Origin of the sequence: Leptospira limi (assembly GCF_026151395.1) — a bacterium.
GTDB lineage: Bacteria > Spirochaetota > Leptospiria > Leptospirales > Leptospiraceae > Leptospira_A > Leptospira_A limi.
The window spans coordinates 627753-641537 of the sequence record NZ_JAMQPV010000001.1 but is presented as its reverse complement, the minus strand read 5'-3'; the positions used below and the strand labels follow the sequence as shown (position 1 = coordinate 641537).

Genomic DNA, 13785 nt, shown 5'->3' with positions numbered 1-13785 from the left:
GTATGGCACTCGGCAAAGGAAAAGTTTTAGGAAGAGGACTTGGTAATTTAATTCCAGTCAATGAGAACAATGTTGAAATTTCTAAGGACGAACAGTCGGGTCTTAGAGAAATCAAAGTATCTGAAATAGCTCCAAACCCTCACCAACCTAGAAAACAATTTTCAGACGCATCTATCCAAGAATTATCATATACAATTGTGGAACATGGTGTGATCCAACCCATCGTTGTTCAAAAAAATCCATCTGGTTCAGGTTTCCTTTTAGTAGCTGGAGAAAGAAGATTACGTGCGTGTAAACTTGCAGGTTTTGCAAAGATACCAGCGATTGTTCGGGATCTATCCGAAGCAGATATGATGGAACTTGCCCTGATAGAAAATATCCAAAGGGAAAATTTAAATCCAATGGATGAAGCGTATGCTTACCAAGCCATCATCGACAAACGAGGGTTAAAGGTTACTGACCTGGCCACTCGTGTGGGTAAAAACAGAGCAACCATTTCCAATTTGATTCGACTCCTTGCATTGCCAAAACCATTACAAGATTGGGTGAAGGAAGGGAAACTTTCAGAAGGACAAGCGCGCCCTCTTCTTTCGATTCCCGATTCCAAAAAACAATTTGAGGTCGCTCAAAAAGTGATCACAGAAGGTTGGAATGTTCGTGAAGTGGAAAACTATGTTTCTAATCTTTTGAACCCTGATAAAAAATCTAATTCCTCGACGAGTGTATCTGACAAACGTGATGCAAGCATTGTGAAACTAGAAACAAAGTTAAGGAATAAATTTAGTTCTAAGGTGGAAGTGTCTCATAATGAAACCAATGGCAAAGGTAAAATTGTTTTTTCCTATGCCAACCTAAGTGATATGGAACGAATCTTAGAGCAACTCGGTGTGAAATTGTAATTTCGCTAAACGCTCATACAACTCACTTGTTCGTAAGAGTTCGTCGTGTGTTCCAACGGACTCAATTTCTCCTTCCTTAATCACAACAATTTGATCTGATTTCACAACTGTCGAAAGACGATGTGCTATCATAATGGTTGTTCTTTCCTTTACTAGAAAATCCAAAGCTCTTTGGATCATCTGTTCGGATTCTGAATCAAGTGCTGATGTCGCTTCATCGAGTAGAAGGATTCTTGGATTTCGGAGGATGGCCCTTGCGATTGCAATCCTTTGTTTTTGTCCTCCAGATAATCTTGTACCCAAGTGCCCTAAGTTCGTATCAAACCCATCTGGTAACTGGTTTAAAAATTCCATCACATAAGCATTTTCTGCTGCAGTTTGGATTTCTTCGAAACTTGCATTCGGTTTTCCATAGGCTATATTCTCTCGTAGGGTTCCACTGAAGAGTATTGGTTGTTGGGGAACAAATCCGATGAGGGAACGTAAGTCTCCTAACTCTAAATCTTTAATATTGATTCCACCGATGGAGATGGAACCTGAAGTTGGGTCATAAAAACGTAGGATGAGTTCGAATAATGTACTCTTTCCTCCTCCTGATGGTCCAACAAGAGCTGTGGTTTTATTGGCAGGAATTTCTAAATTGATTCCTTTGATGGCTTTCGATTCCGGACGTGAAGGATACGAAAATGTTAAATCCTTTAAAAGGATTGTAAGTCCATTTTGTTTCCCTGAACCGTTTTTTAAAACTAAAGAGTTTTGGGAATGGAATACTTCTGAAATAGGTTTTGCAAGAATTGGATTTTTGATTTCAGATTCGGATAACAAAAGTTCCATGAGTCTTTCTGTTGCACCTGCTGCTCTTTGTAAATCTCCTAGAACTTCAGACACAGCTCCTACACTGTTTGCAACCATGATGGCATAAAAGGAAAATGCAATGAGTTCTCCCCCTGTGATTTTTCCTTCGAGGACATCTGTTCCACCAACCCATAACATAAAACTAATTCCAGTTAGAATGAATAAAATGACAGTTCCGATGAGAAGTGCCCGTTGTCTAATTCTGGCAACTGCAACGGTAAAAGCATCTTCGACGGTTTTGGAGAATACATCGATATCTACTTTTTGGTGGTGGAAGGATTGTAAAATTTTGATGTTGAGAAGGGATTCGCTTACATAGGTTCCAATATTCGCAATTTTATCCTGAGTGTTTCGAGAAAGGTTTCTCACACGTTTTCCATAGAATAGAATGGGAAACACAATAAAGGGAACACTGATAAGAACAATCATAGTGAGTTTTGCATTGGTGATAAAAAGAAAAATAATCCCACCGACAAACATCAAAATATTTCGGAGAGCAATCGAGGCAGAAGAACCAATGACAGTTTGGATGAGAGTAGTATCGGTTGTAATTCGGGATTGGATTTCCCCAGGAGAGTTGGATTCAAAAAAACTGGGATGGATGAAGATGATGTGTTTGAATACATCAATGCGAATGTCAGAAGCGACTCTTTCACCGATCCATGAAACTGTATAATGCCGAATGTAAGTTCCAATTGCAAGGAGGATTCCAACGAAGATGATAAAGACAAGAGCATAACCTAATTCTTGTTTGGATTTAGCAGAGAATCCTGCATCCACTAAATGGCGTAATCCTTGTCCAAGACCCAAAGTAACCCCCGCTGTAAAAAGGAGAGCAAACGAAGAGAGGATCATTTGGATTCGGTATGGTTTTAAATAGGAAAAAGTTTTAGAAAGGACTCGGAGGTTTTTTGACTTAGGTCGGTCAGGTGTTTGCAATGAATTATCCTTTTAGATCAATGAGTAGACCTCTGATTTCATCTAATTGTTTCAAAATAACAAAGGCACTGTTGTTGGGTGAAAACATGGTTTTTGCCAAAAGGTCCAATTTTTCATCCACTACCTTCACATAACGAACGTCTTTTTGGTCATTTCGTCCGCGTTGGGGTGCTTGCATCACTTTGTAGTTTTTTTTGAGAATGAGTTCGGCTATTTGTTTGATATGTTTTTTGTACGATTCGAGGTTTTTGTGATTGGGATCTTTGATTAGGTCTTTTTCCAAATCAGGTAAATCTTTCCAAAGTTCATTCAGTTCTCTTGTTTCTTCTTTTCCAGAAGGAACAATCGATTCTAAAATTTCTAAAAAACTTTGTTTGGCTTCATCGACGGGAGCAAAGGAACCATTGAGTTTTTCTTTGGAACCTTTTTTTGCCTGAGTCGAGACCGACTTGGGGTTGTTGTTTTGGATGATCATAAACCCGCCTAATGACGAGTGGGGTTAATTGTACATTTCCCGTGGAACACTACACCTTCTTCAACGATGAGGCGAGGAGTGACAATGTCCCCTTCTAATCGACAACTTGAAAGTAGTGTTACACGTTCTGTTGCATAAATATTTCCGCGGATTTCTCCACCAGCAACCACAACTCGTGCTTTGATATCAGTATCGACGATTCCTGACTTTCCGATGAGGACCTTTCCTGTAGTTTCAAGAACTCCACGAAATTTTCCATCGATACGGATGAGACCAGGGAACTTAAATTCACCAGTGAACTCAGCCCCTTCTCCGATGATGCTATTAACTAAAAATTCTTCTTCTGTTGATGGATTCGACATTATTCTTGGATTTGGTTGAGAAACGAAAACGGATTCAACGCTTGGGTACCAACATGTACTTCATAATGAAGGTGGTAAATCGGATTTTCAGGCGATTTTCCGACATATCCAAGAATGTCACCCTTTGAGAGTTTTTCGTTTTTCTTCACACGGATTCGATCTAAATTTGAGTAGATCGTTTTCCAACCAAATCTGTGGGAAATTTTTACATAATAACCAGTCGCTGGTGAGTATCCAGTATCAAACACTAAACCAGGTGCGGTAGCAATGACTTCTGCTCCTGGAAAAGATCCAATGTCCAAACCACGATTGATTTCTTCTTTGCCAGTAATTGGTGAGATGTACTTTCCAAAGGGAAACAATACATACCCTTTTGTGGGCCAAATCGATGGTGTGTTTTTAATGATGCTTTTTCTTTTTTTGATGAGTTTGATAATTTCTTCAGAAAGCTCTGATGATAATTTTAAATTATGAATGTCTTCTTTAATGCGAAAGGATTCATCTGTGATGTCAGTTTGAGGTGTTCCTTGTAAAGCAAGGAATTGTCCCGCTTGTCCACCCATCCCTTTTGATACGCGAGATGGATCTCCACCTAATTTGATATAAAGGTTAGAGATACGGTCATAGTAGTATTGGATGGTTTCGTGAAGAGAGTTTACCTCTTCTTTCATCTTAGATGATTGTCTAATAAAGTCTTTATTGGTTAAATTGAGTTCTGTGAGTTGGTGGATGGATCCACTATGAGATAAAACGTTTACCGCACTGATGACAAGTAACACTACCATGATACCAATGAAGATAGAAATGGCCTTGTAAGAGATGACAAAGTTAATGGTTTTTCGGTCAGTATGAGGAATGACCATAATGGTCAGTTTTTCACGACCTTTTTTGTCCAAATCTTCGTAACGTTGGGACAACTTAAGCTTCCATTCCTGGACTTTATACCGAAGTCGGTAAAAAATTAAATGTAGTCTTTGTTTTACTTCCACGTTCGTTATAGACCTACGATGATTTAAACAAAAGTTAATCTACCCACTATATCTTTCGATTGAATTTTCATTTTCATCCAGTGGAAATTACAAATCTTGCTATTTATGGGATATTCGTTGATCGACACACATTGCCACTTAGACATAATTCGAGAACAAGGACAAAGTATCGAAGAAACCCTGGAGAAATCCCGAATGGCTGGAGTAGACCAACTGGTGCAGATTGGCATTGATCTACCAAGTTCCATCGAAGCTGTTCGTATTTCAGATATATACTCTACAGATGAATTAAAGATTTCGTATTCCATTGGATGCCATCCAACAGAAACTCATGAATTCCCTAATGCCGATCAAATTTTAGATTTAGCAAAATCCCGAATGAATGATCCTAAGTTTGCAGCGATTGGTGAAATTGGTATGGATCTTTACCATGACGCAAGCACTCGTTCCCAACAAAATGATGTATTGCGAAAGTTTCTGGATTTTTCTTCAGAGTACCAAATGCCCGTTGTCATCCATTCACGAGATGCTTTTCAGGATACGTATGAAGCATTAAAAGAATATAAGACAAAAGCATTTGGAGTGATCCATTGTTTTACTTATGATTATGAAGCTGCAAAACAATTTGTTGATCTTGGGTATTATATTTCTTTTTCAGGAATTGTTACGTTTAAATCAGCGGTGGAGATCCAAGAAGCTGCCAAAAAAATTCCACTCGAATCCATTTTGATTGAAACAGATGCACCATTTTTATCACCAATGCCGCATCGTGGGAAAAGAAATGATTCTTCGCATTTACCCTTTGTATTGGAGAAAATGTTTTCATTACGAACAGAACCTAATACAGAAGTAGCAGAACGTATTTATAAAAATTCACTAAAATTTACAGAAAGAAAGGCTTATCACCATGCTTGATATCAATCGTATTGTTCAGAACCCAGAAGAACTACTTTCCACCTTACAAAAACGTGGTGTTGTCTCTACTGACATAGAAGCAAAAATTAAATCTGTTTCAGAGAAACAAAGAAAATTAAAATTAGAAGTAGAAGAACTCCGTGCGGAACGAAACCGCGTTTCAAAAGAAATAGGAATTCAAAAATCACAAGGAAAAGATATTACTGAAATTTCGAATTCAATGAAAGGAGTTGGAGATCGCATCAAAGCAATCGAAGAAGAACTTTCAAAAGAAGAAGAATCTTTACATGATCTTAATTTAGGACTTCCTAATTTATTGGACCCTTCGGTACCAGAAGGGAAGTCAGAAGAAGATAACGTTCTAGTCAGACAATGGGGTGAAATCAAAAAATACTCTTTTGAATCAAAAACCCATTTTGATATTGGGGAAAAACTAGGTATTTTTGATTTTGAGCGTGGGGTCAAACTTTCTGGTGCAAGGTTTTACACCTATCGTGGCTTAGGTGCAAAATTAGAACGTGCGTTAATGAATTTGATGCTCGATACGCACACATCTGAAAATGGATATGAAGAAATGTGGGTTCCTGTTCTTGTGAACGACGAATCCATGACGGCTACAGGCCAACTCCCAAAGTTTGCGGAAGATTTTTATCGATTGGAAAAAGATGGATTGAATCTCATTCCAACAGCGGAAGTGCCTCTTACGAATTATTACCGTGATGAAATCATCCAAGAAAAAGAATTACCGATCTCTGTTTGTGCCCACACATCCTGTTTTAGAAGAGAAGCTGGATCTTATGGAAGAGACACACGTGGGTTAGTGCGAGTTCACCAATTCCAGAAAGTCGAACTTGTTAAATTTGTAGAACCTGAGAAGTCAGTGGAAGAACACGAAAAGATGTTAAAAGATGCAGAATCCATTTTGCAAAAATTAAATCTGCCGTATCGTGTGATGTTACTTTGTAGCAAAGATATGTCGAGTGCTTCCTCCAAAACATATGATATCGAAGTGTGGATGCCAGGACTTGGACGATTTATGGAAATTTCTTCTGTTTCGAACTTCAAAGACTATCAAGCAAGACGAGGAAAAATTCGATACAAGTCAAAGGAAGGAAAAAACCTGCTCGTCCATACTTTGAATGGTTCTGGTCTTGCGATCGGTCGAACACTGGCAGCAGTGATTGAAAACTACCAATTAGAAGATGGAACCTTCCAAATTCCGGATGTCTTAAAACAATATATCCGATAAGAATTTTTGGGCAGATGACCGAGGTGTCAAATGCCCAATCAACTCACTCATCCAAATTTCGTTTTTGCGATCAAAAAACACAAATCCATTATATTCATTAAATCTGGTATTAAACGTAAATCGGTTAATAACTCTGGATGTGGAATTAAACGAATTAGTATTAATATAGCAGCGAAAGTATTTAAAAGAGCTACAAATAACGCATCATATTTTATTTTTAAACGCATTACGAATCAATCCCCTCAATTTTTTCATAAACAAAAACTCATCCAATGGACGATCGGTTTATTTTTTACATCTTTGATGGCTTCATCTGTATTTGCCCAAACAAAGGAAGGTGAAGATACTTTAGTTGTGAGTCCGATCAAAGGCCCTATCAATTCAGAATTTCAAGAGTTTGGTCCAACTATGACTCCTGATGCAAAAACTTTATATTTTTATTCGAAACGATCTGAACGCAGTTATACAGAAATTTTTAAATCAGAACGAAAGAAAGATGGAACATGGGATTTTCCTGAAGAAGTCAGTGTTTTAAATTCTCCTTTCGATGACCAGAGTCCGTTTATAACTCGCGATGGAAAAATGATCCTTCTTTCATCCAATCGAGATGGATCCATTGAAGTGATGTTAGCAGATGGGAAAGTCGGTATTTCGAGAGATTTGTATGTTTCCAATTGGAACGGAAAAACATGGTCTGTTCCTACTGCTTTACCTGCCCCTATCAATACTGAGGAAATTGAAGAAAATCCGCACTTGTTAGGTGATACTCTCCTATTCACTCGTTACCCGTTCGGAAAACCAAACTTAGCAAAAATTTATTATAGTCAGTTTAAAAACAATCAGTGGACAAATCCGAAACTTTTGCCTTCACCTATCAATGAACAACATGCAACAATTGCAGCTGCATTTAATGATGATGGTAAAATTCTTTTTTTCTCATCCAACCGTCCTGGTGGATTTGGTGGTTTTGATTTGTATATGGCAAAAATCGAAGGGGAAGAATTTAAGGATGTTGAGAATTTAGGAAGTCCTATTAATTCTTCTGAAGATGAAGCCTATATTGTGTTTCAGCAGGTGAAAAAAACCTTTCTATTCTGCCGGCGAGTGGAAGGAAAATCATTTGATATTTTCACAGCATCAGTTCCTAAGCAGGAAAATTTGGTTCAAAAGAAATTAGAAGAAACAAAGAAAATTTCTCTCGATTCTGTCTATTTTGAAAGAGCCTCTTCCATATTAAAACCAGAATCATCAATTCCATTGGATTCGATTGTAGATTACCTTCATGAGAATTCTGAACAAAAAATGAAAATCATCGGACATACTGACCTGACTGGAACTTTTGAAGACAATATGATCTTATCTAAAGAAAGGGCTGAATCCGTTAAACAATATTTAGTCTCTAAAGGTGTAGATCCTAACCGATTGGTGACAGAAGGAAAGGGACCCACTCAACCGATGGTTCAGGGAACAGATGAAGCATCTTCGAAAAAAAATCGAAGGACAGAATTTGTCTTACTAAATCCTTAATTTTTCCTTGCCGTTTCTCTTTCCAAAAAGAAGGTTAATTGGATGTTCCCTAATAACCATCGAAATGTTTGGAAAATATTGGTAGCCTTTCTATTTGTCCCAACATTACTTTTGGGACAATCCAGTCCAACTCTGGAAAAAATAAAAAAAACCAAAACATTAACGGTATCCGTTAATGAATTTTACGATCCATTTTATATTGAAAATCCAAACGATGAGTTTCCTGGACTAGATGTTGAATTGGCGCAGGAATATGCAAAATTTCTAGATGTTGATTTAAAGATTATTCCCTTACGTACGTTTGACCAGCACGCTCGTATGTTAGAAAAAGGAGATAGCCAAATTGCAATGGCTGGAATCTCTTCTTCTATCAATCGTTTCCGAGATGTTTATTTTACAGATCCATATTTAATTTCGACACCTGCTGCTTTAGTGAATCGTACAGCACTTCCACCAGAACCGGAAGGACAAATTGTAACGGTCCAACTATTTAGAAATTTAAATGATTTAACGAACATTACAGGAATTTCCTATTCAGTTTTAGCAAATAGTTCCAACCATCAATTTTTACGGGAAGCATTTCCTAAGGCACAAGTTTTTTCTTATTTCACAAATGAAGCAGCCTTAAACGAATTAAAGAAAAATAACGTAAATGCTTTTGTAGCTGATTCATTTTACATCCAAGCATTACTACAAAAAGATTCTTCTCTGCGAGCTAATTATTTACCAATATTAGGGGTGGTACAAGAAGATCACATTAGTATGGCAATTGCAAAAAGAGACATTGAATTTCTTTATAACCTTAACTTTTTCATTAAGGAACTCAAACGAACTGGCAAAATCCAACAGTTGATTAACAAATATTTTAAATCAAACAAATGGGTAAAAAAAGAGTAATTTGAAAATGTTCACTCGTTTACTGACTGTTTGTATTTTATTTCTAATTCCATTGGGATTCTTATATTCGCAAGAAGAAGAGTCTCAAAGGACTATTATGAATTTTAACGGTTCGTTTCGTGTTCGAGCTACAAATGTTGGAAGAGATGTTTTACTGGAACGTAAAACTCCGGTAACACCAATCACAAATTTAGATAAGGAAAATGCTGATCGATTACAATCAGAGCAAAATACTATTCAAACTGATTTAGAGAGAAGACAAAAGGGTTTACCGAGTCAAATTACACCTCGAAAAGAAGACGTAAGTTATTATGACTCGCGTTTTCTTTATAATATGAGCTTTTCTGCAAACAAATATGTGGAAGGAATTTGGGGGATGCAGGTAGGAGATATTCCATTCGGGGGTAAAGGCTTAAGGTCAACAGGGCCAGATGGATTTGATCCTGGATTAGTGGGTCCAGGTTCAGGTGGGGAACGAGGTCGAACTTCTGCTGTTAACGTACAAACTAACTTTTTGTATTTAAATTTTAGAATTCCAGAATCAGGATTGTTTATCAAAGTCGGACAACAATTGTTTAGTTCCGCACAAGGACGCGTTTTATTCTCTACTGGAACTGGAGTTAGTATTCTAAAAAATTTTCAATTTCTACGCTTATCACTAGAAGGTGGAATCCTTCGTGCTAGAGACCAAAGTTTTTTAGATGTAGATAAAAATGGTTTTGCTGATAAAAATTATCAAAGTTCAAATATTTACTACAATCGTTTAAAATTTGAGTACTTTAGGAATATCAGAAATGAAGTGTATGCATACTTTTTAGATGATAATGATAAATCAGATAATGAAACAGCAAGACTCGCATGGTATGGTTTACACAATGAATTTAATTTTCAGAAATTTTCCTTCATTGTACATGGTATTTTGAATACTGGAACAGTAAAAAAATTAAAACCTATCAATGATTCAAACGATGTAACAATCTATAACACTACTCAAAGGCATTTTGTGAAAGGTGGTATGTATGATTTTCAGTTCACGTACCGTTGGAATGAATCTTTAAATTTTAATCTAATCGCCTTAGGAACTACAGGGCGACCTGGTTACGATGCAAATGGCGAAGAAGCAAATTTAAAAGGAAATGGTTATAGAACTCTAGCACCAGGGTTTTCCATTTCCAACATTGCGACTGACTTTACTGGAGGTTATGCTTTATTCAATGGATCCAGTTTTTCTGGATTGAATGAGTATGGTTTGTATTCCAATATCATCGCATTCGGACCATATCAATTTACATTAGGTTATTACCAACTATGGGCAACAAAATCTCCCGAAATTAAAATTAACCGTGAATTCAGTGAACGGAATGGATACCAAACATCTACCTATATGGGTATGGAATATAATTTTAATATTCGTTACAACGTGACATCCGATTTCCAAATTATTTTTCGTTCAGGTTATTTTGTCGCAGGTGATGCGTTGTTTGTTTTATTAGATTCAAAATATGGTCGTGTGTTACGAGAATCGTTTATTGTGTTTGAGCACAGGTTTTAAAGGAAACCAAAAATATTTTATATGATCGTTTATGTTAATGCATATAACTATTCTTAGAATCCTAACTCTTTTTACTTTAAGTTTCGAAACATTGTTTTTGATTGATCTTTGTTATCTAGAAGATATCGAAGTAAAAGGAATCATCCAATATATTTCTTATTCTAAAAACCCTGATACTTGTTTTCATCATTGAAAAATATTCACCCAATTCATGAACCATCTGCTTATCTGTTAGCAGATGAGTTAGAGAAAGAGTTTCTTGTGGATGGGAATAAAGCTATTTGTGAAGAGTTTAGAAAAAATGATGAAATTACATCTCTATACCTTTATTTTTCAAAGATATTCAATCACCCGAGTGAAGTGGAGATCATCACGCAAAAATCTGATCATTTCTATGAAACACCATTCTTAATTAATTATCAGTTTTTTTTACTGCACAGCTTTTTTTAGCAGTGATCATCATCCAAATTTTGGGGTTTAAATTTCACTATCCCAAATCAGTATCGATTCCCATTTATATAGTTTTAATTTATATTTCGTTAGCTGGTTATTTCGAAATTGAAAGAAAAATAAAATTTCATTTCTTTGGGGAAAAATTAGAATTTGAAATTGTAGAATCAAAATAGATGCAAACTCATTTAACCCAAAGAAAATAGTTATAATGTCAATCGAGACTTGATTGCTTTTCCTAATGTATACTGGTCAGAATATTCCAAAGTTCCACCTATTGTAATCCCGTGAGCAATCCTTGTAATTTTGATTTCCATCGGTTTGATCACGGTTGATAAGTAAGAAGCAGTTGCATCCCCTTCGAGAGTCGGATTTGTTGCAATGAGAACTTCCTTGATCTCACCAGTATCCAATCGCGACATGAGTTGTTTGATGCGCAATTGTTCTGGTCCAATTCCATCCAATGGAGAGATGGCTCCATTTAAAACATGATATTTTCCAGAGTATTCTTTTGTGTTTTCGATGAAAAAGATATCCTCTGGTTGCTCCACAACACAAAGAATTCCGTTATCCCTTCGATCAGATAAACAAATAGAACAAATTGATTCCTCTGTAAGCCCTCCACATTCATCACAAAATCGAAGTTTGGTTTTAGCTTCTTCAATATGATGTAACCATGATTGGAATGTACTAGGGTCCATTCGTAAAATATGAAATCCGATACGAGTGGCACTTTTTTTTCCAATACCAGGAAGGCTTGAAAATGCTTGGATTAGTTTTTGGAATTGTGGATCAGACAGGAGGAAACCCTCCATCCTTCTGGATTTGATTGAAGACACCCTCAAAATCACTAGGATTAAAACCTAAGACATTTTTCATTTCGTGTGCCATGGTCTCTTTTGCCTTTCGTTGCACTTCGTTAGTTGCTGATAAAATCAAATCTTCTAACATTTTTTTATCATCCGCATTATACATAATGGGATTGATATTTAAATTTGTAAGAGTTCCATCCGCAGACGCAGTGACTTCCACCATTCCAGCTCCGGCTGATGCAGTGACTCGAATCTGCGCGAGTCGTTTTTGAAGTTCTTCTTGTTTTTCTTTGATGTTTCCCAGTTGCGAAAATGCTTCTCGCATCTGTTTCATTTGGTCAAAAATTCCCATACTAACCTTTGGACTTATAAATTTTTAAATTGTTTTGGATCCACTTCCATACCAGAGAATTTTTCTTTTAATAATTTTTCCATATCCTCAGGGTGATTTCCACTTGTACTTGGTTCTTTGGTATTTGGATTCTTATCCAATGTGGGTGAATTCGGAATTTGTGTTTTTGTTTCTGGCGTTGGTGATTCTATTTTTGCAATAGGTTGTGTACTTGGGTTTGGAATCGGTTTTTCCTGATTGGGAATAGGAGTTTGGATTTGTTTTTTAACCGATTCAATCCCATCAGGAAGGGTGCTAATGTCCCCCTGCACTAGTTTTGTTAATTCTGAAATTTTTGCTAATAATCCGGAAACACTTGGTTTCTCTCTGTCCAATATTAATTTTCGAAATTGAATTTCCAGATATACTTTCATCTCATACGAACTTCGAAGTTTCATTAAATTCAATTTTTCGTATACGGAAAAAATTCTTTCAGCAAGTAAAACTAAAATTTCACGATCAAGTTCGCGGTAGTTTTGTTTGAGTTTTTGTAAATCTTCTTGGGGAATGTTAATTGATTCACGATCAGCTAAGTTGTCTTTGATGAGAAGTAGTGAATTTAAAAATTCGATAAAATCCCAAATAAATTTGCTAAGATCAATTCCTGCTTGGAATAAATTTTCCAAAGTTTCGAAAATTTGAGCACTTTGCGAGGTATCGATGAGTTGGTTCAGAAAATCAGTAAAGGTATCAATTCCATGATACCCAATCATTTTTCTTAATTTAGCTCCTGTTAAATTCCCGTCAGTGAATATAACCGCCTGTTCCATAAAGGATAAGGTATCTCGAACAGAACCATCACCTTTTTTTGCGATCCAAAATAATCCTTCCGAATCGTATTTGAGTCCTTCCTTCGTACATAATGTTTCGATGTAAGATTGTAAAACGGTAACTGGTACTTTTCGAAAATGGAAGTCTTGGCAACGTGATAAAATTGTTTCAGGGATTTTATGATACTCTGTTGTTGCTAAGATGAAAACGACATGAGCAGGAGGTTCTTCTAGTGTTTTGAGTAGTGCATTGAAGGCAGCTCCACTGAGCATATGTACCTCATCCAAAATGTAAACGCGGTACTTTCCCCCCATTGCATTGAATTTTACATTTTCTCTTAATTCACGGATATTATCAACGCCACTGTTGGATGCTGCATCAATTTCAAAAACATCATTTGAATTTCCTTTTGTGATTTCTAAACAAGAAGTACATTCATTACAAGGTTCAACACCGTCTGGGCGTTCACAGTTGAGTCTTTTTGCAAGGATTCTTGCGATGGTTGTTTTTCCGACACCTCTTGGCCCAATGAAGATATAAGCATGTCCAATTTTTTTCGATTTAAATGCGTTTTGTAAAGAACCAACAGCAAGGTCTTGGTAAATCACATCCCGAAAGAACTGTGGTCGGTATTTTCGAAAGAGTACTTGGTGGTTTTCGCTCATTTAGTTCTTTGTTTTACTTTTTGTAAGATTTGAATTT

The 13785-nt window shown here is 36.6% G+C and carries 13 protein-coding genes; 6 read left to right on the top strand and 7 right to left on the bottom strand.

Translation table 11 applies throughout. The features are described from left to right. Positions 1-2: 2 nt before the first annotated feature. Positions 3-899: a ParB/RepB/Spo0J family partition protein gene (locus ND812_RS02960; RefSeq protein ID WP_265374201.1), complete on the top strand. Its 897-nt coding sequence runs from the start codon at positions 3-5 to the stop codon at positions 897-899. Here the strand turns inward: ND812_RS02960 and ND812_RS02955 are convergent. Genes ND812_RS02955 through ND812_RS02940 form a run of 4 tightly spaced genes read right to left on the bottom strand, consistent with a single transcriptional unit; the run spans position 873 to position 4519 of the window. Then, the gene (locus tag ND812_RS02955; RefSeq protein ID WP_265374200.1) at positions 873-2693 is read right to left on the bottom strand and encodes an ABC transporter transmembrane domain-containing protein; all 1821 of its coding nucleotides are present in this window, start codon (positions 2691-2693) and stop codon (positions 873-875) included. The genes ND812_RS02960 and ND812_RS02955 overlap by 27 nt on opposite strands. A gap of 4 nt (positions 2694-2697) precedes the next feature. Further along, positions 2698-3168, bottom strand: coding sequence for a YaaR family protein (locus tag ND812_RS02950; protein ID WP_265374199.1), 471 nt, complete (start codon positions 3166-3168; stop codon positions 2698-2700). 8 nt (positions 3169-3176) lie between these two features. Further along, positions 3177-3530, bottom strand: a complete 354-nt coding sequence (locus tag ND812_RS02945; RefSeq protein ID WP_012390385.1) for a bactofilin family protein — start codon at positions 3528-3530, stop codon at positions 3177-3179. Then, positions 3530-4519, bottom strand: a complete 990-nt coding sequence (locus tag ND812_RS02940) for a M23 family metallopeptidase (RefSeq protein ID WP_100725620.1) — start codon at positions 4517-4519, stop codon at positions 3530-3532. Before ND812_RS02940 ends, ND812_RS02945 begins: the two co-directional genes overlap by 1 nt. Positions 4520-4624: 105 nt before the next feature. Between ND812_RS02940 and ND812_RS02935 the strand changes: the two genes are divergently transcribed. The 5 genes from ND812_RS02935 to ND812_RS02915 all read left to right on the top strand — a co-directional run bounded on the left by ND812_RS02935 (position 4625) and on the right by ND812_RS02915 (position 10659). Further along, positions 4625-5434: a TatD family hydrolase gene (locus ND812_RS02935; protein WP_265374198.1), complete on the top strand. Its 810-nt coding sequence runs from the start codon at positions 4625-4627 to the stop codon at positions 5432-5434. Further along, positions 5427-6683, top strand: coding sequence for a serine--tRNA ligase (gene serS / locus ND812_RS02930; protein ID WP_265374197.1), 1257 nt, complete (start codon positions 5427-5429; stop codon positions 6681-6683). The genes ND812_RS02935 and serS overlap by 8 nt, the downstream gene beginning before the upstream one ends. A gap of 303 nt (positions 6684-6986) precedes the next feature. Then, positions 6987-8210, top strand: a complete 1224-nt coding sequence (locus tag ND812_RS02925) for an OmpA family protein (protein WP_265375895.1) — start codon at positions 6987-6989, stop codon at positions 8208-8210. Positions 8211-8252: 42 nt separating this feature from the next. After that, positions 8253-9107, top strand: coding sequence for a substrate-binding periplasmic protein (locus ND812_RS02920; RefSeq protein WP_265374196.1), 855 nt, complete (start codon positions 8253-8255; stop codon positions 9105-9107). A 7-nt stretch (positions 9108-9114) separates the two neighbouring features. Further along, complete coding sequence (locus ND812_RS02915; protein WP_265374195.1) at positions 9115-10659, top strand: alginate export family protein; 1545 nt, start codon at positions 9115-9117, stop codon at positions 10657-10659. A gap of 656 nt (positions 10660-11315) precedes the next feature. On the opposite strand, the gene recR is transcribed toward ND812_RS02915, so the two are convergent. From recR to dnaX, 3 genes are read right to left on the bottom strand one after another with little or no spacing between them, the layout of a single operon-like run. Continuing rightward, entirely contained in the window at positions 11316-11924 is a 609-nt protein-coding gene (gene recR, locus ND812_RS02910) for a recombination mediator RecR (protein WP_265374194.1), read from the bottom strand. Next, a complete protein-coding gene (locus tag ND812_RS02905) occupies positions 11902-12267 on the bottom strand; it encodes a YbaB/EbfC family nucleoid-associated protein (protein WP_265375894.1) in 366 nt (121 codons plus the stop codon). Before ND812_RS02905 ends, recR begins: the two co-directional genes overlap by 23 nt. 20 nt (positions 12268-12287) lie before the next feature. Continuing rightward, complete coding sequence (gene dnaX / locus ND812_RS02900; RefSeq protein ID WP_265374193.1) at positions 12288-13748, bottom strand: DNA polymerase III subunit gamma/tau; 1461 nt, start codon at positions 13746-13748, stop codon at positions 12288-12290. Positions 13749-13785 lie beyond the last annotated feature (37 nt).

Excerpts from the sequence above, each read along its gene's own strand:
- ND812_RS02960 (WP_265374201.1), top strand. The coding sequence starts at position 3 with ATGGCACTCGGCAAAGGAAAAGTTTTAGGAAGAGGACTTGGTAATTTA.
- ND812_RS02950 (WP_265374199.1), bottom strand. The coding sequence starts at position 3,168 with ATGATCATCCAAAACAACAACCCCAAGTCGGTCTCGACTCAGGCAAAA.
- ND812_RS02945 (WP_012390385.1), bottom strand. The coding sequence starts at position 3,530 with ATGTCGAATCCATCAACAGAAGAAGAATTTTTAGTTAATAGCATCATC.
- ND812_RS02935 (WP_265374198.1), top strand. The coding sequence starts at position 4,625 with ATGGGATATTCGTTGATCGACACACATTGCCACTTAGACATAATTCGA.
- serS (WP_265374197.1), top strand. The coding sequence starts at position 5,427 with ATGCTTGATATCAATCGTATTGTTCAGAACCCAGAAGAACTACTTTCC.
- ND812_RS02925 (WP_265375895.1), top strand. The coding sequence starts at position 6,987 with ATGGCTTCATCTGTATTTGCCCAAACAAAGGAAGGTGAAGATACTTTA.
- ND812_RS02920 (WP_265374196.1), top strand. The coding sequence starts at position 8,253 with ATGTTCCCTAATAACCATCGAAATGTTTGGAAAATATTGGTAGCCTTT.
- ND812_RS02915 (WP_265374195.1), top strand. The coding sequence starts at position 9,115 with ATGTTCACTCGTTTACTGACTGTTTGTATTTTATTTCTAATTCCATTG.
- recR (WP_265374194.1), bottom strand. The coding sequence starts at position 11,924 with ATGGAGGGTTTCCTCCTGTCTGATCCACAATTCCAAAAACTAATCCAA.
- dnaX (WP_265374193.1), bottom strand. The coding sequence starts at position 13,748 with ATGAGCGAAAACCACCAAGTACTCTTTCGAAAATACCGACCACAGTTC.